The organism is Janthinobacterium sp. Mn2066 (genome assembly GCF_049319705.1).
Lineage (GTDB): Bacteria > Pseudomonadota > Gammaproteobacteria > Burkholderiales > Burkholderiaceae_D > Janthinobacterium.
Map to the genome: position 1 here is coordinate 362750 of NZ_JBMOUF010000004.1, position 20238 is coordinate 382987.

A 20238-nucleotide genomic window follows, 5' to 3' on the forward strand; every position below is an offset into this window, starting at 1 on the left:
ACTCAAGGGAGTGATATGAAATACCCCGCAATTTTCACACCCGATCCCGATGGCGGCTATGTCGTCACCTTCCGTGATATTCCTGAGGCGATTGCCCAGGGCGATGATGAAGCCGAGGCGCTGGCCGAGGCGCGTGATGGCCTGGTCAGTGCAATGGATTTTTATTTCGAGGACCGCCGGCTGGTGCCGCGCCCTTCCGTGGCCTTGCCCGGTGAGCGCCTGATCGGCCTGCCAGCCAGTATCAGCGCCAAGGTGTTGCTGCTCAATGAAGTGGTCGCGCAAGCGATCCGGCCTGCGGAACTGGCGCGCCGGATGGCGGTGACGCCGCAAGAAGTCACGCGACTGCTTGATTTAACGCATACCACCAAGATCGACGCCATCGAAGCGGCGCTGCGCGCGCTGGGCCGTGAGTTGCAGGTGGTGGCCGCATAAGATAAGCCCCATCAAAAAACAGCCGCAAAAAGAAAAAGGCCAATCCGAAGATTGGCCTAAGTCCTTGATTCTATTGGTCGGGGCGAGAAGATTCGAACTTCCGACCCCATGCACCCCATGCATGTACGCTACCAGGCTGCGCTACGCCCCGACGAGGTAGGAATTATAGCAGACGCTTTTGGGTTTTTGCCATGCTTTGCGCAGGATTCATTTCGATCTGCGCAAAGTTTGTTTCTGCTGCCAATCCCGTACCTTTATTCGCCCAGCAGCAAGGCGGCGGCGGCGATGCGGAAGCCGGCGACCATCGGGCCGGTGTTGACATCGGGATTGTGCAACACGCGCAGGGGCAAGCCCTGGTACATGGAGATCAGGGCGTTCAAGCGCCCTTCCAGCATTTCATCGCCGGCCGGCAAGCCGCGCTTGATGCGGGCGGCGCGCACGATGTCCAGGAACAACTGGCGCGAGCGGCGGTCGGCGCAGCGCAGCATGGTGGCGATGGCCGGGTTGCGCGATGCTTCGGAGAATATCTCCAGCGGCATCACCCAGGTTTTCGGGTCCATGCTTTCCAGCACGTGTTCGTATGCATTGTCGATCACGGCTTGCAGCGGGTCTTCCTGTTGCGCCAGGTCCTGCATCAGGTTCGAGACACGCTCCATATTCTGCATGACGAAGGCGGCGATGATCGCATCCTTGCTGTCGAAGTAGTTATAGATGTGGCCCGCGCTCATGCCGGCGGCCTTGGAGATTTCGGCCATGCTGGCGCCGTGGAAGCCGCGGCGGCTGAAGCAGCTTTCGGCTGCATCGAGCACTTGCTTGCGCCGCGTATTGGCGCGCTCTTGGTCCGGATGCTTCTTTTCAACTTGGTTCATGACTTTTCCAGTAGCGCGCCGGTCCTGCCCTGATCGGCAAGACCGGCGTCGGCGTCCTCCTTGATTATTGGACGCCGCCAGCCGCTGCCACGACTGTCTGCTCAGGCTGCCAACCGCCACCCAGCACCTGATACAAGGTCACCAGGTTGGTGGCCTTGGCCAGGCGCGCCGTGATCAGGCTTTGCTGCGCCGAGTACAGCGCGCGCTGGGCCACCAGGGCGTTCAGGTAGGTATCGGCGCCCTGCTTGTAGCGCGCGTCATAGATGCTGTAGCTCTTGCTGGACGCTTCGACCAGCGCTTGCTGCGATTGCAGGCGCTCATCGATGGTGCCACGTTGCGCCAAGGCATCGGAGACTTCACGGAAAGCCACCTGGATGGCTTTTTCGTATTGCGCCACGGAGATTTCACGCTGCACCTTGGCGATATCGAGGTTGGCGCGGTTGACGCCGCCATCGAAGATCGGCAAGTTGATCTGCGGAATGAAACTCCAGCTGCCGCTGCCGCCCTTGAACAGGCCAGACAAGTTGCTGCTGAGCGAACCAGCCGTCGCCGTCAAGGAAATGCGCGGGAAGAACGCTGCGCGCGCTGCGCCGATATTGGCGTTGGCGGCACGCAGGGTACGCTCAGCTTCGAGCACGTCGGGACGGCGCTGCAGCACATCGGACGGCACGCCCGATGGAATGTCCGTCAAGGTCGCTACCGGGCCAAACTCGCCTTGCGGCAACAATTCGGCGGGTACGGTGCTGCCGACCAGCAGGGTCAGCGCATTTTGATCCAGCGCCACCTGGCTGGTGTAGACCGCCACGTCGGAACGGGCCGATTCCACGCTGGTCTGGGCATTGTACTTGTCCAGGCCAGACGCGGCGCCCGTGTCGAAGCGGTGCACGGCCAGGTCATACGAGGCTTGCTGGCTCTTCAGGGTGTCTTGCGCCACCAGCAAACGCTGCTGGTCGGCCACCAGGTTCAGATAGGCGCTGGCCACGCTCGATACCAGGCTGATCTGCTGTGCGCGGCGTGCTTCTTCCGTGCCCAGATATTGCTCCAGCGCACTGTCAGACAGGCTGCGCACGCGGCCGAACAAGTCCAGCTCGTAAGACGACACGCCCAGGTTGGCCGTGTACTGGCGCGTGATCGACGCTTCGTCGTTCGGGCTGGCGTTGCGCGGAATGCGGGTCGCCGTCTGGCCGCCCGAAGCCGACAGGGTCGGGATCAGCGCGGCGCGCTCGATGCCGTAGGTGGCGCGCGCCTTCTCGATATTCAAAATCGAGACGCGCAGGTCGCGGTTGTTCGCCAGCGCCAGTTCCAGTACCTGGCGCAAGCGCGCGTCGGCAAAGAAATCGCGCCAGGCGATGTCGGCCACCGGCTTGGCGTCAGCCGCCGCCGTGTCGGCCTTGTAAGACGGGCCGGTCGGCCAGCCTGCGGGCGCCGGTGCTGCCGGGCGCTCGTAGGTGGGGGCCAGGCTGCAGCCAGCCAAAAAGGCCAGCGCCGCCATGGAGAGTAGCGTTTTTTTCATATTAATGCGCATCCTTAGAAAGCGTGACGGCAGGCGAAGCAGGCGCAGCCGGCTTCTCGTTTTTCGAGAAGAAACCGCGCACCAGCACGAAGAACACCGGCACGAAGAAGATACCGAGGAAGGTTGCCGTCAGCATCCCGCCCAGCACGCCGATACCGATGGCGTTCTGGCTACCCGAACCGGCGCCGCTGGAAATTGCCAGTGGCAACACACCGAGACCGAAAGCAATCGAGGTCATCAGAATCGGACGCAGACGCAGGCGTACCGCATGCAAGGTGGCGTCCAGCAGGGACATCCCCGATTCCTGCATTTCCTTGGCAAATTCAACGATCAGAATCGCGTTCTTCGCCGACAGGCCCACCACGGTCAGCAAGCCGACCTGGAAGTAGACGTCGTTCGACAAGCCGAACAGCGAGGTACCGACCACCGCACCGATCACGCCCAGCGGCACGACCAGCAGTACCGAGAATGGAATCGACCAGCTTTCATACAGTGCAGCCAGGCACAGGAACACGATCAGCAGCGACAGCGCATACAGTTGCGGCGTTTGCGAACCGGATTCGCGCTCTTCCAGCGACACGCCGGTCCAGCTGAAGCCTATGCCAGGCGGCAATTGGGCGACCATTTTTTCCATCGCATCCATCGCGGCGCCCGTACTTTGGCCCGGCGCCGGCGTACCCAGGATTTCCACCGAGGACAAGCCGTTATAGCGTTCCAGGCGTGGCGAAGCGTAGATCCACTTGCCGGTGGCAAAGGCCGAGAATGGCACCATGTCGCCGGTAGCATTGCGCACGAACCACTTGTTCAGGTCTTCCGGCTGCATGCGCGAATTCGGCTCGCCCTGCATGTAGACCTTCTTCACGCGGCCACGGTCAAGGAAGTCGTTCACGTAAGCACTACCCCAGCCGACGCTGAGCACGCGGTTGATATCGGCAATCTGCAGGCCCAAGGCGGTGGCTTTTTGCTGGTCGATGTCGATCTTGTACTGCGGCGTATCTTCCTGGCCGTTCGGACGCACGCCCACCATCACCGGGTTTTGTGCAGCCATGCCCAGCAACTGGTTACGCGCAGCGATCAGCGCATCGTGGCCGACGCCGCCTTCATCTTGCAGCTGCAAGTCGAAACCGGTGGCGTTACCCAGTTCCAGCACGGCTGGCGGCGCAAACGTAAACACCAGTGCATCTTTGATCTGCAGCAACTTGCCCATGGCGCGACCGGCCACGGCAGGCGACTTCAGGTTCTTGTCGGTACGCAGTTTCCAGTCTTTCAGGCGCACGAAGGCGATACCCGTATTCTGGCCATTGCCGCCAAAGCTGAAGCCGGCCACGGAGAAGACCGAAGCGACCGCATCTTTTTCATCGTTCAGGAAGTGGTTTTCCACCTGTTTGATCACACCCAGAGTGCGCTCTTGGGTGGCGCCGGTCGGCAATTGAATCTGCGTAAACAGGATGCCCTGGTCTTCTTCCGGCAGGAAGGAGGTCGGCAAGCGCAGGAACACGAATACCAGGCCAGCGAGCAACAGCACATACAGCAGCATCGAACGGGCGCGGTGGGTGATCATGCTGGCCACCATGCCCTGGTACTTGTTGCTGCTGCTGTCGAAACTGCGGTTGAACCAGCCGAAGAAACCCTTGTTCGAGGCGTGATGGCCTTTTTCTACCGGTTTCAGCAAGGTGGCGCACAGGGCTGGGGTAAACACCAGCGCAACGACCACCGACAAGACCATCGAGGACACGATGGTGATCGAGAACTGGCGGTAAATCACGCCGGTCGAGCCACTGAAGAAAGCCATCGGCACGAACACGGCCGACAGCACCATGGCGATACCGACCAGCGCGCCGGTGATCTGCGTCATCGACTTGCGCGTCGCTTCCAGCGGCGACAAGCCCTCTTCGCTCATCACCCGCTCGACGTTTTCCACCACCACGATCGCATCATCGACCAGCAAGCCGATCGCCAGCACCATGGCGAACATGGTCAGGGTGTTGATCGAGTAACCGAAAGCGTTCAGGATACCGAAGGTACCCAGCAGCACCACTGGCACGGCCAGGGTCGGGATCAGGGTGGCGCGGAAGTTCTGCAGGAACAGATACATCACCAGGAACACCAGCACGATCGCTTCGACCAGGGTTTTCACCACTTCTTCGATCGACAGCTTGACGAACGGCGTGGTGTCGAACGCGACCTGATAGCTCATGCCTTCAGGGAATTGCTTGCTCAGCTCGCCCAGCATGGCCTTGGCGGCGTTACCCGTGTCGAGTGCATTGGCGCCGGTGGCCAGCTTGATCGCCACGCCGGTGGCCGCATGGCCGTTGTAACGGGCCACGGTGTTGTAGTTCTCGCGGCCCAGCTCCATGCGCGCCACGTCCTTCAGGTACACCATGGCGCCATCGGTGGTGGTTTTCAGCAAGATCGCGCCGAATTGTTCCACCGTTTGCAAACGGCTTTGCGCCGTGACGGTCGCGTTCAGCTGCTGGCCCTTGACCGATGGCGTGCCACCGAGTTCACCGGCCGACACTTCCGTATTTTGCGCCTGCACCGCCGTGATGATATCGGCCGGGGTCAGGTTGAAGCTTTGCAGCTTGGACGGATCGAGCCAGATGCGCATGGCGTACTGCGAACCGAACAGGGTCACGTCGCCCACGCCAGGCACGCGGCTCAGCGGATCGACCACGTTGGCGGCCACATAGTCGCTCAAGTCGGTCTGGTCCATCTTGCCGTTTTCGGAAATGAAACCGAACACCATCAAGAAGTTCTTGGTGGCTTTCGACACCACCAGACCCTGTTGCGTGACAGCGGCAGGCAGCAGTGGCGTGGCCAGCTGCAGCTTGTTCTGTACTTGCACCTGAGCAATGTCAGGATTGGTGCTGTTGGTAAATGTCAGGGTGATGGTGATGCCACCGGTCGAATCGCTGGACGACGCCATATAGCGCAAGCCATCGATACCCTTCATCTTTTGTTCGATGACCTGGGTGACGGCATCTTCCACGGTCTTGGCAGAGGCGCCAGGATAGGAACCAGCGATCGAAATCGATGGCGGCGCGATACTAGGGTATTGCGAAATCGGCAAGCCGAGGATCGACAGCACGCCGCCAAGCATGATGACGATCGCGACCACCCAGGCGAAAATCGGGCGGTCAATGAAAAAACGGGCCATTAATATTCTCCTGAATTAGTGGGCGCTGGCGGCCGAGGCGGCTGCCGAGGCCGAAGCGGCTGCGCCAGGCGCAGCGGCGCCCGACGCGGCGGGAGCCTTGGCCGGCACGGCAACGGCAGGTGCGCCTGGCTTGATTTTTTGCAAGCCTTCCACGATCACGCGGTCACCAGCAGCCAGGCCCGAGGTCACCAGCCAGTTGTCGCCGACGGTGCCGCCGGTGGTCAGCACGCGCTGCTCGACTTTGCCTTCCTTGTTCAGGAGCATGGCGGTCGCCTGGCCCTGCTGATTGCGCGTCACGCCCACTTGCGGCACGGTGATGGCATTGTCGTTGACGCCAGTTTCCAGCTGCGCACGCACATACATGCCTGGCAGCAAATCGCCTTTCGGGTTCGGGAACAGCGCGCGCAGCACCACGTTGCCGGTGGTCGGATCGACCGTCACGCCGGAAAACTGCAGCTTGCCCGGTTCGCTGTACTTGGTGCCGTCCGGCAGCAGCAGGCTGACCTTGGCCTGGCCATCGCCAGCTTTCTTCAGGCTGCCGTCAGCCAGCTGACGCTTCAGGCGCAGCAGGTCGGTGCTCGACTGCGTCACGTCCACATAGATCGGGTCCAGTTGCTGCACGGTGGTCAGGGCGTTGGTCTGGCCAGCCGTGACCAGCGCACCGGCCGTCACGGTCGAAGTGCTGGTGCGGCCGCTGATCGGCGCCGTCACGGTGCTGTATTTCAGGTTGATATTCGCCGTTTCCAGCGCCGCCGTGGCCGACTCGACGTCTGCCTTGGCTTGCTCGAAAGCAGCGACTGCATCATCGTAATCCTGGCGGCTGACGCCTTCGATGGCCACCAGCTCCTTGTAGCGGGCCGCTTTCGGGCCAGCCGTCAGCAGATTGGCCTTGGCCTTGGCCAGGGCTGCCTTGGCCGAATTGTAGGCCGCCTGGTAAGTGGCAGGATCGATCTGGTACAGGGCTGCGCCTGCCTTGACATCGCTACCTTCGACAAACAAACGTTTTTGAATCAAACCGCCCACTTGCGGACGCACATCGGCGACCTGGTAGGCATTGGTACGACCGGGCAAATCGACCGTCATCGGCAACGCGGCCGGATTAACAGTAAACACGACCACCTGCGGCGCTTGTTGCGCGTGCGGTGCTTCCTGTTTTTTACTGCAGCCGGCCATGATTACAGTGGCACACAGAACGGCAATAGCGCCGCTCGTACGCGGCGACGTCAAGGAAAAGGTTGGTTGCATCATGGACTTTCTGAAAGAGAAGCAGGCTAGTGTCGTTAGAAATGGATAAATTTATTAACGCAGATCAAAGAATGAACGATCATTCTAAAATCGTCAAGGGTCGTTACAATTGATACATAGTAACTTTTGATGCGATTAAATTGTCAATGAGGCAATATAAAGAGCAGAAAAACAGCGTGCGCGTGCTGGCAGGTTCAGACAAAAACCTGGCGGGCGATGGTCAAAATAGCAATGCGGGATAGTGGTTTGAGTGAACACTGTAGCAGGGTAATAATTTCTTTGCAGAACGTGGTGACATGTGTGCAACACTGCCCCGCGCCAGCCCCTTGTTCACCATGATTATTTACCAATGGTATCGAAAAGACATGGTCAGACAGGTGCGCTAAGATGGTGGTCCGACGCGAGACAGCCAGGGGCACCATGATGACCGCAACAGCGCAGGACAGCACGCCACCGCAGGGCCAGGCAACGCCAGCCTTGCCAACGCTACACTTGTCGCCCTTGCTATCGACCGGCGTACGCGGCCTCGATACCGTACTCAGCGGAGGCCTGCTGGCCGAGCGCCTGTATCTGGTCGAAGGCATTCCCGGCACAGGCAAGACCACCTTGGGCCTGCAATTCCTGACCGAAGGCGTGCGCCTGGGCGAAGCCGTGCTGTATATCGCCCTGGCAGAATCGGAACTGGAGCTGCGCGCCGCCGCCCTCTCGCATGGCTGGGACCTGGCCGGCATCGCCATCGAGGAAGTCTCGCCCAATGACAATATCCTCGACCCGGAGCGCCAGTACACGATTTTTCATCCATCCGAGATCGAACTGGCGTCCACCAACCAGCGCATCGTGGCCGCCATTGAAAAACACCAGCCCACGCGGCTGGTACTGGATTCACTATCTGAATTGCAATTATTATCGGAAAGCCCGCTGCGTTACCGGCGCCAGGTAGTGGCATTGAAGCAATATCTGGCAAGCAAGCACTGCACCACCCTGCTGATCGATGACCGCTCTGCCATTGACGACGGCTTGCAAGTGCGCAGCGTAGCCCATGGCGTGCTCTCGCTGGAATTGCAAAACCAGGATTATGGCAATGACCGGCGCCGCGTGCGCGTAGTGAAATACCGCGGCGTATCGTTTCGCGGCGGTGCGCACGACTACAAGATCGGCTATGGCGGCCTGGTGGTCTATCCACGCCTGGTGGCAGCCGATACCCGGCGTGACAGCGGCCACCGCCACCTGTCCAGCGGCCTGCCCGAACTCGACGCCATGACGGGCGGCGGCCTGGAAGAAGGCATGAGCACGCTCATTTCCGGCCCCGCCGGGAGCGGCAAGTCCACCCTGGCGGCGCAATTCGTGCATGCGGCCACCGCGCGCGGTGAAGCCTGCGCCATGTTCCTGTTCGAAGAAGCGCGCAACAAGCTGCTGAACCGGGCCGACAGCGTGGGCATGCGCCTGACTGCCGCCCTGTCCACTGGCTTGCTGAGCGTACAACAAATCGATCCGGCCGAGCTGACACCCGGAGAATTTGCCCATGCCGTGGTCGATGCCGCCGAACGGGGCGCCATGGTCATCGTCATCGACAGCCTGAATGGCTATATGCATGCAGTACCCGACGAACGTTTCCAGACCACCTATCTGCATGAACTGCTCAGCTATCTGAGCCAACGGGGCGTAGCCACCCTGCTGGTTGGCGTGCAGCCGAATGTGCTGGGCCCGGCCCTGACTACCGCGTCCGACGCCAGCTACCTGGCCGACAGCGTCATCATGCTGCGCTACTACGAAACGGAGGGGGAGGTGCGGCAAGCCATTTCCGTGTTCAAGAAACGCGCCAGCGCACATGAACGCAACATACGCCGCTTCGAAATCGATGCACGGGGGCTACGCATCGGCCCGGTACTGACAGGCTTTCACGGCGTCCTGTCGGGCCTGCCCACGGTCGACGGCATGCCATCACCCCAGGGTACGCCATGGAAGAACGCATCCTGATCTACGCACCGGCAGGCCAGGACGCCATGCTGGCCTGCCAGGTATTGGCCAGCGGCGCCATGCACAGCCACGCCTGTCATTCCGCTGGCGAGCTGGCAGATCAACTGGCGCTGGGCGCGGGCGGCGTGCTGACGGTCGATGAAGCGCTGAATCGGGGCGCGTACCAGGTGCTCGACGACTACGCACGCCAGCAGCCGGACTGGTCCGACCTGCCCATCATCCTGCTGACGCACTCAGGGCGGGACACCCTGCCGCTACGCCAGGCCATTTCCACCCTGGGCAACCTGACCCTGCTGGAGCGGCCGGTGCACGTGCTGACCCTGATCACCTCGGCGCACGCCATGCTGCGCGCGCGCCAGCGCCAGTACCAGATGCGCGAGACGCAGCAGCGCAAGGATCAGTTTCTCGCCAGCCTGGGCCATGAGTTACGCAATCCACTGGCGCCCATCAAGACCTCGGCGGCCCTGCTCGGCCACCTGTATCCGGACTCGCAGCAACTGGCCCGCGTGCAAGCCGTGATCGAGCGCCAGGTAACGCATCTGACGCGGCTGGTGGATGATCTGCTCGACGTGGCGCGCATCAATACGGGCAAGATCGCACTGCAATACCAGGATTTCACGCTGGAGCAACTGCTCGGCCATGTGCTGGAATTGTGCCAGCCGGACGCCAGCGAGCAGCACATCGGCATCAGCCAGGACTTGCCGTCCTATCGCGTGATGCTGCACGCCGACTACGCGCGCGTGGTGCAGATCTTTGCCAACATCGTGTCGAACGCGGTGAAATTCACGCCGCCAGGCGGGCATATCCACCTCGCTGCGCATATGGAGGGCAAGCAATTGATCGTCAGCATAGAAGACAACGGCATCGGCCTGGAGCTGGAGGCGATTCCCCGCATCTTCTGCATGTTCGAGCAGAGCCGCACCATGGAAGGCAAGATGACAAGCGGCCTGGGCATTGGGCTCAGCCTGTCGCGCCAGTTTGCCGAAATGCATGGCGGCACCGTCGAAGCCTATAGCGACGGCCCCGGCCATGGCAGCCGCTTCCTGGTCACCCTGCCAGCCAGCAAAACGGAAGCACTGGACAGCACCGCCCCGCCCCTCCCGGCAGCAGCGCCAGGCGCGCCAGCCATACACGTGCTGGTGGTGGACGACAACCACGATGCAGCCGATTCACTGCTGGCGCTGTTCCAGCTGGAAGGCTACGCCGCCAGCGCTGCCTACGATGGCGAACAGGCGCTGGCAGCCGTCGAGCAAGCCTGGCCGCAGCTGATCCTGATGGACCTGGGCATGCCGGGCATGGATGGGTATGCAGCAGCGCAGCGCATACGCCAGCAGGCGCGCGGGCGCGACGTGCTGATGATCGCGCTCACTGGCTGGGGCCAGGACGACGCCCGCCACCGCACGGCGCAAGCGGGATTCGATCATCATGTGACCAAGCCGGTCGACTTCGACGCCATCGCCGCCCTGTTCCGCCAGCATCTGGCAAAGACAGGACTATAAAGTTATTTCCACTTGCCCCGTAGTTCCTGCACGCGCTGCTGCAGCAATTCCGGCGTCGCCTCTTCCGGCGGCACGGGCACCCCCACCGCCAGCGACAAGCGTGAGCGCAAGCCGGCCTTGAAAGCCCGCTCGAACAGGTGGCCGTTGCGGTGACTCAATAAATGTCCCCACAAGCCGCGCAGCGCCAGCGGAATCACGGGCACTTTCGTGCGCGCCAGGATCTTGGCAATGCCGCCCTTGAATTCGCTGATCTGGCCCGTGCGCGTCAGCTTGCCTTCCGGGAAGATGCACACCAGCTCGCCCTCATGCAGCGCCTGCGCAATATCGATGAACGCTTTTTCCATCAGGAAAGGATCTTCCTTGGCCGGCGCAATCGGTATCGCCTTGGCCGTGCGGAAGATCCAGCCCAGGAACGGCGTCTTGAAGATACGGTGATCCATCACGAAGCGGATCGGACGCGGACTGGCCGCCATGATGACGATGGCGTCCACATAACTGACGTGGTTACACACCAGCACGGCCGCACCCTCCGCAGGAATGCGTTCGCCATCGACCACTTTGACCCGGTGCACGGTCTGTATCAAGATCCACGACAGGAAACGCATCAGGAATTCCGGCACCAGCGAGAAGATGTAGGCAGCCACCAGCGCATTCAGGATGGCGGTGATCAGGAACAACTGCGGTATCGTGAAACCCTGGCCCAGCAGCACGATAGCCACGCCGGCCGCCGCCACCATGAACAGCGCGTTCAAGATATTCATGCCCGCGATCGTGCGGGAAATATGTTTCGGATCGCAACGGGTCTGTATCAGCGCAAACAAGGGCACGATGAAAAAGCCGCCGAACACGCCGATCATGACGATGTCGATCAGGATGCGCGGCACGCCGGCCTGCGCGATAAAGCCCAGCGCATCGACCACTTGCGTATTCGCATAGGCATTGCTGGCAAAAAACAAATCGATACCAAACAGCGACAGGCCGATGGAACCGAACGGCACCAGGCCGATCTCGATCTTGTGGCCCGACAAGCGCTCGCACAGCAGGGAACCGGCGCCGATGCCGATCGAAAATACGGTCAGCAGCAAGACGAATACGCTATGGTCGCCATGCAGGAAGTCTTTGGAATACACGGGGAACTGCGCCAGGATCAGGGCGCCGTAAAACCAGAACCAGGAATTGCCCAGCATGGCCAAGAAGACGGGACGGTTCTTGCGTGAAAAACTGAGGTTGCGGAACGATTCAGCCACAAAATTGACGCTGATCTTCAGTTCCGGCTCGGGCGCCGGCGTGCGCGGCACGCGGTAGCTGGCGATCAGGCCCAGCAGGGACACGAGTATGGTGGCGCCGGCCACCAGTTCCACGCCCAGCGGTTTGTGCACGATCAACACGGCGCCCAGTATCTCGCCCAGCAAGATGCCGACAAACGTCCCCATCTCGATCAGGCCATTGCCACCGACCAATTCCTCGGGTTTCAGCTGCTGCGGCAGGTACGCATATTTGACGGGACCGAACAGGGTCGAATGCACGCCCATGCCGACCACGGCCGCGACCAGCAGCCACAGGGTGTGCGTCATCCAACCGGCGGCAGCCACCGCCATGATGGCCAGTTCCATCCATTTCACGAAACGGGCCAGGCCCGCTTTTTCAAACTTGTCGGCCAGCTGGCCTGCGGTGGCCGAAAACACGACGTAGGGCAAGATGAACAGGCCCGGGATCAGGTTGGTGATGGTGGACGGGTCCAGTGTGGTCCAGCTCAGCGCATCGTAGGCCAGGATCACCATCAAGGCCGTCTTGAACAGATTGTCATTGAAGGCGCCAAAGAACTGGGTCCAGAAAAATGGCCCGAAACGGCGCTGCAACAATAAGGAGAACTGGCTTTTTTGACTCATGGTAGGCAATGGGCGATGAAGGAATGGCTAAAATACAGCACTATCTGGCGCACGACAATCTGAATGTCACCGGGTTGCTTATCATCAATACACAATCCGGCGCGCCGCCCCATGCTGGCCACTACTCTGTCTGATGGTCATCGAGCGGCTTCGCCATTGATTCCCCCCCCATAGTACAGAGTGTCCCTACTTTCAGCGTGCCCTCCTGTCACGCCCGTACCGCGAGGAAATTCTATCCATGGCCAACCTCATCCTGATAGCTGCATTACTGGCGGGTGCGCTCAGCACTGCTTTTATCGTGTCCATACTGGCCTATATGAATACCAGCACGCTGGAAGAAGCCAACAGACAACTGCGCGAGGAAATCAAGAGCGTGCAGCAACGCTTGCAGGCGCTGGAACGCAGCCCTGCGACAACTGTTGAAGCTCCCGCCGTTGCACTTGCCAAAGCTGCGCCTACGGCAGCGCCCATCCAGCCAGCTGCCGTGGTCAAGGCCGAGACCGTCAAAGCAGTGCCTGCACCGCATGCGCCCAAGCCAGCCCCTGCCCTGCCCGATACACCGGCCTGTGTCGATCAAACGAATGCGCTGCTTGCCAACACCAAAACCTGGCTGCTGACGGGTAACCTGGTAGCCAAGCTGGGCTTGCTGATTCTGTTCCTGGGCGTCAGTTTCCTGCTCAAGTACGTATCGGCGCAAGTCACCTTGCCCATCGAATTGCGGCTGACTGGCATCGCGCTGGCCGACATCGCCCTGCTGGCCTGGGCCTGGCGTATCCGTGTCAGCCGTCCCGGCATCAGCCTGCCGCTGCAGGGCACCGCGCTGGCGATCCTGATGCTGGTGACGTTTGGCGCCTTCCGCCTGTACGGCCTGATGCCGGCCGGCCTGGCTTTTGCCCTGCTGTTCGTGCTGACAGTTTTTACCTGCCTGCTGGCCGTGCTGCAAAACGCTGTCTGGCTGGCCGTGTTCAGCATCGTCGGCGGTTTCGCCGTGCCGCTGCTGGTGTCTACCGGCAACGGCAACCATATCGGCCTGTTCAGCTACTACGCGCTGCTCAATGCGGGCGTATTCGCCATCGCCCTGCAACGGGCCTGGCGCATCTTGAATGTGCTGAGCTTTGGCTTTACCTTTGCCGTCGCCACCAGTTGGGGCTTGCTGCGCTACACGCCAGACAATTATCTGTCGGCGCAGCTGTTCCTGATCCTGTATGTGCTGTTCTATGTCGGCATCGCGATCGCCTACTGCGCGCGCCAGGCGCCGCGCCTGAAACATTACGTGGATGGCACGCTGGTGCTCGGCACGCCGCTGGCCGCGATGGGCTTGCAATACGGCCTGGTACAGCAGTTTCCATTTAGCCTGGCGTTTTCCGCGCTGGTCGCCGGCCTGTTTTATACGGCGCTGGCGGTGACGCTCTGGCGCCGTGCAAATTTCAAACTGCTGGCCGAAGCATTCCTGGCCCTGGGCATCGTCTTCGGCACCCTGGCGATTCCGTTCGCGCTCGATGGCCGCTGGACTTCGGCCGCCTGGGCGCTGGAAGGTGCTGGCATCGTCTGGGTGGGCTTGCGCCAACGCCAGACGCTGGCCTGGGCTTTTGGTTTGTTGGTGCAACTTGCTGCCTGGATTTCTTTCCTAGTCGCCATGATGGCACTCGATACAGCCTTGCTGCTGCACGCCAACCTGTGGCTGGGCTGCCTGTTGCTGGCTGGCGCCGCGCTGGTGATGGCGCTCAGTTTCCGCTTCCACGGCAGCCCCCTGTATTCCGACCTGATGCCCAACCTGGCCGTCATGTTCCTGATCGCCGCCACGGCCTGGCTGCTGGGTGGCGTCTGGCATGAAATCCTGCTGCACACTGACGCTGCAACACAATTGAATCTGCTGACCATCAGCGCCCTGGGCGTGGCCGCCTTGCTGGCCTGGCTGGCCCGCCGCCTGCAATGGCAAGCCGCCCGTGCCCTGCTGCTGGCGGTACAACTGCTGGCCGGCCTGATGTTGCTTAGCCGTGCCAGCTGGGCCTGGGACCAGCACCCGGCCAATCTGTTCGACGGTTCCTTCCTCAGCGCCCTGCTGCTGGGCGCCGCCGCCTTTGCCAGCGCCTGGTTCGCCCAGCGCCAGGCCGGCTACGGCGATGACGTGGCGGCGCTGGCGACGCGGCCGCTGCTGCAATGGAGCGCCATCTTATGGTTTGCCGCCATCCTGGTGCCGTTCAGCAGCTGGCTGCTGCAGGCTATCGATAGTAATTTGATATTCCAGGCGCAGGCGGGCGAACACTGGCTGGCCCTGTACGTCATTGCCGTGGCCGTCACCACGCCCGTCTTTGCGGTACTGGCACAACGCCTGGCCTGGCCGCTGCTGCGCTGGTTCGGTGTGGCTGCCTGGCTGGCACTGGCTGTGTGGAGCATCAACTTGCTGCTGGAACTGTTTATGCGCAGCTATCTGCCCAGCGGCCTGTCGTGGCTGGCGCTGGCCTGCGCCCTGGCGGCGAGCGAATATCTGCTGCTGACCTGGCTGCGGGCCGGATGGCATCTCAACCCACGCACGCTGCGCCTGCTGCATACGCTCAGGACGGCCGCGCCCTGGCTGATGCTGTGGCCCGTGGGCTACCTGCAGGTCAACGCCTGGCTGGCGCCGCATGAAGCCAGCGTCAGCCCCGCCTGGGCCCGCTACTTGCCTGCCTGGGCCATGATGCTGGCGCTGGCCTGGCTGATACGCCGCACCCGCCAGGGCGGCTGGCCGGTGGCGCCCATCGCTGGCTGGTACCAGCGCTATCTGATTCCGCTGGCAGCCATCTGGTCGCTGCTGCTCATTGGTGTATGGAATATTCTCGACGATGGCGGCATGGCGCCCCTGCCCTATCTGCCGCTGCTCAATCCGCTGGACCTGAGCAGCGGCTTCGCCATGCTGCTGGCGATCGCCTCTTACCGCTTGCTGCCGGCCGCTGGCTGGCCACTGCCAGTCCGGTGGCAGCCACACCTGCCCCTGCTTGCCGCCGGCTTCGTGTATGGCTGGTTCAACCTGATGCTGCTGCGCACGGTGTCGCACTCCCTGGACGTGCCGTACACGTTGGAGGCCATGCTGGGCTCGCAATTCGTGCAAGCCATGCTGTCGCTGGTCTGGAGCATCACGGCGCTGGTGCTGATGCGCCACGCGACGCGCCGGCAGCGTCGCCAGCAATGGCGCCTGGGTGCCCTACTGCTGGGGATGGTCGTACTCAAACTGTTCGCCATCGATCTGTCGAACGCGGGTGGCATCGAACGCATCGTTTCGTTTGTCGGCGTGGGCTTGCTGATGTTGCTGATCGGCTACCTGGCGCCTTTCCCCAAAGCCGGCGTGTCGATGCCTGCAAAACTGAAGCCAGGAGCCGCATGAAAACCATACTCTTCTTCAGCACCCTGCTGATGGCGGGCACAGCGTTCGCCACATCCGGGGACAAGCCGCAAGACTACGCATGGCGCATCGCGCTGACACCGCAATCTGGCGCCGGCCTGAGCCGCATGAGCTTGCCCAACGAAGTCTACCTGCATGCGCGTTCAGGCAGCCTGGACGACGTACGCCTGTTCGATAGCAGCGGCCAGCCCCTGGCTTTTGCCATTACCGCGCCGCCAGTGCAATCGCGCACGCAACGCGACAATGTCCCGCTCAAGATCTTCCCAGTCCTCAGTACGCAAGTGTCTGACAGTAGTCTCGATGGCTTCGATATCCGTACCGGTAATGATGGCCGATTGCTATCGCTCAGTTCGCGCAACAGCACCCCACCCGACATGGTGCAAAGCTTGCAGGCACTGGTACTCGATGCAGGCCAGCAAGACCAGCATAGCCGCATCAACGCCCTGCACTTTACCTTGCCGCTTGACACCGATAACTACAACGCACAAGTGCTGCTGGAAGTGAGCGACGATTTAAAACAGTGGGACGCCATCGCCACCACCACCCTGAACTGGCTGCACAACAATCAGGCGCAGACGCTGGCCAATGACCGTATTGAGTTTGCGCCACGCAACTTTCGTTATGCCCGCCTGAGCTGGCAGTATGGCGAACCGATCACCTTCGCCGCCATCGAAGCGGAGCAGGTCAGCCAGGCAGCGATTGCCGCGCCGCGCGCTTCGATAGCGCTGAAGGGCACGGCTGGCAAGAGCGGCGGCGAGCGCCTGTATGCCACACCGATTGCCATACCGGCCGACAGCATAGGCTTGCAGCTAGACGACAGCAACACCGTGATGCCCGTGACCCTGGGCGTATATCACCAGGCAAATACAGCGCCGCAACACAGGCTGCGCTTAAGACCTCGGACGACAACCGGCGGCTACTTCGAAGCGCTGCTGAACACCACCTTTTATCGCATCAATGTCGATGGCAAGGAAAAAATCTCGGGTGAACTATCGATGCCGGCGGTACAGACGACGCAATGGGTATTGCGTCCGCAGATAGAGAGCGCCACTGTCATGAACAGCCAATCGATTTTGCACCTGGGCTGGATGCCCGCCCATCTGGTCTTCCTGGGCAACGGCAAGCCGCCGTATCAACTGGCATTCGGCAGGGATAATGCGATTGCGGCGGCGCTACCGTTGTCGCAGGTGGCGCCAGGCGTCAAGCCGGAAGAATTGCTGGCCTTGCCGACCGCCACGCGGGGCCAACTAGTGGCGCTCAACGGTGACGCACCCGTGCAAAAAACACCGGATGGCGCCGGCTTGCGCCTGGCCGCCCTGTGGGCTGCCTTGCTGCTGGGCGTGGCGGTACTGGGGTTGTTTGCCTGGCGTTTGCTGACACAAATCCGGCAAGCGCCCAAGGCTTAATACAGCATATTTAATACCGTCTATTTAATGCCGCAAATTTAATGTCGCAGCAGCGCCTTGAAGGTTTGCGGCATCCACGGCCGCGCCGCCAGCATGAAGCTGATGGCCAGCCGTTCGTTGCCCGGCAGGCGCGCATCTTCCTGGTGCTGCTGGGAAAACTCCACGGCCACCTGCTTGAGCCGCTCCAGCAGGGCCGCCGTGGATTTTCTCGACAGCATGACATTGACCAGGCGCAGCAATTCCGTCTCGCCATCGAATTGCGAATTCAGATAGTCGCCATACGCTTCCTGCTTGAAATACGTATGGATGGGGCCGTTAGGTATCCACGCAAACGTACGCGCCACCAGCAGTTTCACGCGGTTGTTCGGCAACAGTTCCAAAAAGCCGATCTTGTCCAGGCGCAGCAAATATTTAATCGCTTGCGCTTCGCTGATGTCGTAGATGGCGACGATCTGTTCCAGTGGCAGCAAGTTCAAGGCTGAAACAGCCACCACGAACAGGCGCGGATCATCGATGATTTCTTTCTCTTGATCATAAGTGAGCCCCGTGATCAGGGCCGGCACGGACTGCGCCGCCTGCATGGCGTGCGTCAGTTGCTGGAAGTCGCTGTCGATGGCCACCAGGATCTGCTCCAGGCGCTGCAAGGTGAATTGCTTGAGCGAAAACATGCGCTTGACGCTGGCTTCCGAGACATCGATGCGCCGCGCCAGTTCGGCATACGTCACGGAACGCGCTTTTAACAAACGCTTCAAGGCTTCGATCAACGCATGGGTTTGCTGCATCTCATTCTTTCCTAATCAACAAGCGAATATAGTATCAAAAAATAATACTACCAGTATGAACACGCACTACGAGTAGCGTTTCCATTGACCCGACACAGGCGCTGGCCAATCATGGCGCTGCCAATCAGGCACATATGAAGGAGACCACCATGAAACGCTTGCTGCCCCTCTGCTTATCTTTGTCCATCTTGCTCGCCATGTCCGGCACGGCCCATGCCGGCGTGTCCGAAAATCTGTCGAAGGGATCGCAAAATCTCAGCCAGGGCTCCGCCATCGTGGTGGCCGGCTCCATGTCGATGCTGGTGGCGTCCGGCCAGATCGTCGTCGCCAGCGTGCAAACCGTGGGCGAAGGCATCGTCATCGTCCTGAAAGGCGCATCCGAAGCGGGCGGCGCCTCCATCCAGCTGAGCGCCCAAGCGGCCAGGGGCTTGTCGCTGGCGGCCGGCACGGTGGTCAACGTGGTGGCCGTCTCCACCGGCCACGTGCTGGTCTTGTCCGGCAAGGCGATTGCCTTCATCCCGAACGAGCTGGGCCAGGCTTTGCTGCACCACTCCAGGGTTTAACCACGCCACGCATAACAAAGGACACTCCATGAAACGATACGCACTGTTGTTACTGTGCCTGGCCCTGGCCGGCGCCGCCCATGCGGGCCGCTCGTGCGAAGAAAAACCCAGCGATGCCGATACCGTGATCAAGTCGATGGACCTGGCCAATAAAACCTTGCAGGCGCTGGACGCCTCGGGGGCGCAAGTGGCGCTGCTGTCGCGCATAGGACAAGACTTGTCGAAATACAATCTGCGCTACTCGCACATGGCGCTGGCCTGGCGCGACCATCCCAAGGGGCGCTGGCTGGTGGTGCATGAACTCAATCAGTGCGGCACGGCAGAATCGTCCTTGTTCAATGAAGGTCTGGGCAACTTCTTCATGAGCGATGTCTTCATGTACGAAGCCCTGATCACCATACCGAACCAGGCAACGCAGCAGCAGCTGGCGCGCATCCTGGCGAGCAATACGCCCAAACGCCTGCACGAAGCGCACTACAATATGCTCGCTTATCCGTTCTCGACCAAATACCAGAATTCGAACCAGTGGATACTGGAAACCCTGGCTGCAGCCAGCAATGAACCGGGCAAAATCGAGACGCGGGCCGAAGCGCAAAGCTGGCTGCGTAGCGCCAACTACCTGCCGCAAACGCTGGACATACCGGCCACGACGCGCCTGGGCGGGCGCATGTTCCGCGCCAATATCGCCTTCGACGACCACCCGTTCGACCGCCGCATGGGAGGCAAGATCGATGTCGTCACCGTCGACTCCATCACCCGCTTCGTGCGCCAGCGCGAAGCGGATGTGCAGGAAATCGTGGTGCGCTGAATTTAAGGAAAATCGCCGGACGCCAGCGTGGTCGTCCTCAATATGGGGGGCTGGGCCAGCGGCGCGGCGCTGCACAGCACGATGGACAGCGCGGAATGGGCCAGCGTCACGGAACTGGCCGCATCCTGGCCCAGCTTGCAAGCGGCTTCGGACGCACTCCAGCGCTGATAAAACGCCGCCATGCGTGCAGGCAGCGGCATGGCCGCCAGCGCATCTGAAACAGCCGCGCCAAACGCCTGCCGCGCCAGCGCCAGCACATCACGGCGTGGATCGCACTGCTCGATATCGAGTCCCAGCGCCGTTGCGCTACTGACTGCGCAAGCGATCCAGGGACCGCTGTGTGAAATACTGAAATACGGACCGGCAGAGGCTGCCAGCAACAGTGGCGCCTGCCCTAGCCTCTCCTCCAGCGTAATGTCTGCCGCTGGCAAGCCCAGCAGTTGCCCCATGGCCAGGCGCAGCATGGCGCGCCCCAGCAGGAATTGGCGCTGGCGCAGCGGCCGTTTGAAGTCGGCATAACGCGCCGCCTCCGAGCCACTCAGCCAGGATGCAAACCGGGGGAACTGTGCCGCATCGACATTACGTGCATCGGCTAGCCAGATGGTAGCGTCGGCATGGGGCAAGACAGATAACATCGCAATCAGGGAATCGGGAAAAGCGCAGTCTGCCATGAATCTCTGCAGTTGACACGATAAAAAAAGGCAGCGGAGGTTTCC

At 61.3% G+C, this 20238-nt stretch carries 14 protein-coding genes and 1 tRNA gene; 7 read left to right on the plus strand and 8 right to left on the minus strand.

Annotation, left to right across the window (positions count from 1 at the left end; translation table 11 throughout):
• The first annotated feature begins 15 nt into the window (after nt 1–15).
• Nucleotides 16–432, plus strand: coding sequence for a type II toxin-antitoxin system HicB family antitoxin (locus ACL9RI_RS10185; protein WP_422726444.1), 417 nt, complete (start codon nt 16–18; stop codon nt 430–432).
• A 74-nt stretch (nt 433–506) separates the two neighbouring features.
• On the opposite strand, the gene ACL9RI_RS10190 is transcribed toward ACL9RI_RS10185, so the two are convergent.
• The 5 genes from ACL9RI_RS10190 to ACL9RI_RS10210 all read right to left on the minus strand — a co-directional run bounded on the left by ACL9RI_RS10190 (nt 507) and on the right by ACL9RI_RS10210 (nt 7216).
• Nucleotides 507–583, minus strand: a tRNA-Pro gene (locus tag ACL9RI_RS10190).
• A 103-nt stretch (nt 584–686) separates the two neighbouring features.
• On the minus strand, nt 687–1301 hold the full coding sequence (locus tag ACL9RI_RS10195; protein ID WP_422726445.1) for a TetR/AcrR family transcriptional regulator: 615 nt from the start codon (nt 1299–1301) through the stop codon (nt 687–689).
• A gap of 64 nt (nt 1302–1365) precedes the next feature.
• The gene (gene adeC / locus ACL9RI_RS10200; RefSeq protein ID WP_422726446.1) at nt 1366–2814 is read right to left on the minus strand and encodes an AdeC/AdeK/OprM family multidrug efflux complex outer membrane factor; all 1449 of its coding nucleotides are present in this window, start codon (nt 2812–2814) and stop codon (nt 1366–1368) included.
• Nucleotide 2815: 1 nt separating this feature from the next.
• On the minus strand, nt 2816–5971 hold the full coding sequence (locus tag ACL9RI_RS10205) for an efflux RND transporter permease subunit (protein WP_422726447.1): 3156 nt from the start codon (nt 5969–5971) through the stop codon (nt 2816–2818).
• 15 nt (nt 5972–5986) lie between these two features.
• Complete coding sequence (locus ACL9RI_RS10210; RefSeq protein WP_422726526.1) at nt 5987–7216, minus strand: efflux RND transporter periplasmic adaptor subunit; 1230 nt, start codon at nt 7214–7216, stop codon at nt 5987–5989.
• Between the two features lie 420 nt (nt 7217–7636).
• Between ACL9RI_RS10210 and ACL9RI_RS10215 the strand changes: the two genes are divergently transcribed.
• Nucleotides 7637–9193 (plus strand): ATPase domain-containing protein, encoded by a 1557-nt coding sequence (locus ACL9RI_RS10215; protein ID WP_422726448.1) that lies wholly within the window; start codon nt 7637–7639, stop codon nt 9191–9193.
• The gene (locus tag ACL9RI_RS10220) at nt 9175–10692 is read left to right on the plus strand and encodes a hybrid sensor histidine kinase/response regulator (RefSeq protein ID WP_422726449.1); all 1518 of its coding nucleotides are present in this window, start codon (nt 9175–9177) and stop codon (nt 10690–10692) included. Before ACL9RI_RS10215 ends, ACL9RI_RS10220 begins: the two co-directional genes overlap by 19 nt.
• Nucleotides 10693–10694: 2 nt before the next feature.
• Here ACL9RI_RS10220 and ACL9RI_RS10225 read toward each other — a convergent pair whose 3' ends face one another.
• Complete coding sequence (locus ACL9RI_RS10225) at nt 10695–12581, minus strand: MFS transporter (protein ID WP_422726450.1); 1887 nt, start codon at nt 12579–12581, stop codon at nt 10695–10697.
• Between the two features lie 238 nt (nt 12582–12819).
• Between ACL9RI_RS10225 and ACL9RI_RS10230 the strand changes: the two genes are divergently transcribed.
• Nucleotides 12820–15945 (plus strand): DUF2339 domain-containing protein, encoded by a 3126-nt coding sequence (locus tag ACL9RI_RS10230; RefSeq protein ID WP_422726451.1) that lies wholly within the window; start codon nt 12820–12822, stop codon nt 15943–15945.
• Nucleotides 15942–17369 carry a DUF3999 family protein gene (locus ACL9RI_RS10235; RefSeq protein ID WP_422726452.1) on the plus strand — a complete coding sequence of 476 codons (1428 nt, stop codon included), beginning with the start codon at nt 15942–15944 and terminating at the stop codon, nt 17367–17369. Before ACL9RI_RS10230 ends, ACL9RI_RS10235 begins: the two co-directional genes overlap by 4 nt.
• A gap of 38 nt (nt 17370–17407) precedes the next feature.
• On the opposite strand, the gene ACL9RI_RS10240 is transcribed toward ACL9RI_RS10235, so the two are convergent.
• Entirely contained in the window at nt 17408–18151 is a 744-nt protein-coding gene (locus tag ACL9RI_RS10240; protein ID WP_422726453.1) for a helix-turn-helix domain-containing protein, read from the minus strand.
• A 149-nt stretch (nt 18152–18300) separates the two neighbouring features.
• Between ACL9RI_RS10240 and ACL9RI_RS10245 the strand changes: the two genes are divergently transcribed.
• Together ACL9RI_RS10245 and ACL9RI_RS10250 are read left to right on the plus strand one after the other, a co-directional pair.
• A complete protein-coding gene (locus tag ACL9RI_RS10245; protein WP_422726454.1) occupies nt 18301–18714 on the plus strand; it encodes a hypothetical protein in 414 nt (137 codons plus the stop codon).
• A gap of 28 nt (nt 18715–18742) precedes the next feature.
• The gene (locus ACL9RI_RS10250; protein WP_422726455.1) at nt 18743–19522 is read left to right on the plus strand and encodes a DUF2145 domain-containing protein; all 780 of its coding nucleotides are present in this window, start codon (nt 18743–18745) and stop codon (nt 19520–19522) included.
• A gap of 2 nt (nt 19523–19524) precedes the next feature.
• Here ACL9RI_RS10250 and ACL9RI_RS10255 read toward each other — a convergent pair whose 3' ends face one another.
• The gene (locus ACL9RI_RS10255; protein ID WP_422726456.1) at nt 19525–20193 is read right to left on the minus strand and encodes a 4'-phosphopantetheinyl transferase family protein; all 669 of its coding nucleotides are present in this window, start codon (nt 20191–20193) and stop codon (nt 19525–19527) included.
• Nucleotides 20194–20238: the final 45 nt, after the last annotated feature.

Bases quoted from the DNA above. Each gene is read 5' to 3' on its own strand.
- ACL9RI_RS10185 (WP_422726444.1), top strand. From the start codon at position 16: ATGAAATACCCCGCAATTTTCACACCCGATCCCGATGGCGGCTATGTC.
- ACL9RI_RS10195 (WP_422726445.1), bottom strand. From the start codon at position 1,301: ATGAACCAAGTTGAAAAGAAGCATCCGGACCAAGAGCGCGCCAATACG.
- adeC (WP_422726446.1), bottom strand. From the start codon at position 2,814: ATGAAAAAAACGCTACTCTCCATGGCGGCGCTGGCCTTTTTGGCTGGC.
- ACL9RI_RS10205 (WP_422726447.1), bottom strand. From the start codon at position 5,971: ATGGCCCGTTTTTTCATTGACCGCCCGATTTTCGCCTGGGTGGTCGCG.
- ACL9RI_RS10210 (WP_422726526.1), bottom strand. From the start codon at position 7,216: ATGCAACCAACCTTTTCCTTGACGTCGCCGCGTACGAGCGGCGCTATT.
- ACL9RI_RS10215 (WP_422726448.1), top strand. From the start codon at position 7,637: ATGATGACCGCAACAGCGCAGGACAGCACGCCACCGCAGGGCCAGGCA.
- ACL9RI_RS10220 (WP_422726449.1), top strand. From the start codon at position 9,175: ATGGAAGAACGCATCCTGATCTACGCACCGGCAGGCCAGGACGCCATG.
- ACL9RI_RS10225 (WP_422726450.1), bottom strand. From the start codon at position 12,581: ATGAGTCAAAAAAGCCAGTTCTCCTTATTGTTGCAGCGCCGTTTCGGG.
- ACL9RI_RS10230 (WP_422726451.1), top strand. From the start codon at position 12,820: ATGGCCAACCTCATCCTGATAGCTGCATTACTGGCGGGTGCGCTCAGC.
- ACL9RI_RS10235 (WP_422726452.1), top strand. From the start codon at position 15,942: ATGAAAACCATACTCTTCTTCAGCACCCTGCTGATGGCGGGCACAGCG.
- ACL9RI_RS10240 (WP_422726453.1), bottom strand. From the start codon at position 18,151: ATGCAGCAAACCCATGCGTTGATCGAAGCCTTGAAGCGTTTGTTAAAA.
- ACL9RI_RS10245 (WP_422726454.1), top strand. From the start codon at position 18,301: ATGAAACGCTTGCTGCCCCTCTGCTTATCTTTGTCCATCTTGCTCGCC.
- ACL9RI_RS10250 (WP_422726455.1), top strand. From the start codon at position 18,743: ATGAAACGATACGCACTGTTGTTACTGTGCCTGGCCCTGGCCGGCGCC.
- ACL9RI_RS10255 (WP_422726456.1), bottom strand. From the start codon at position 20,193: ATGGCAGACTGCGCTTTTCCCGATTCCCTGATTGCGATGTTATCTGTC.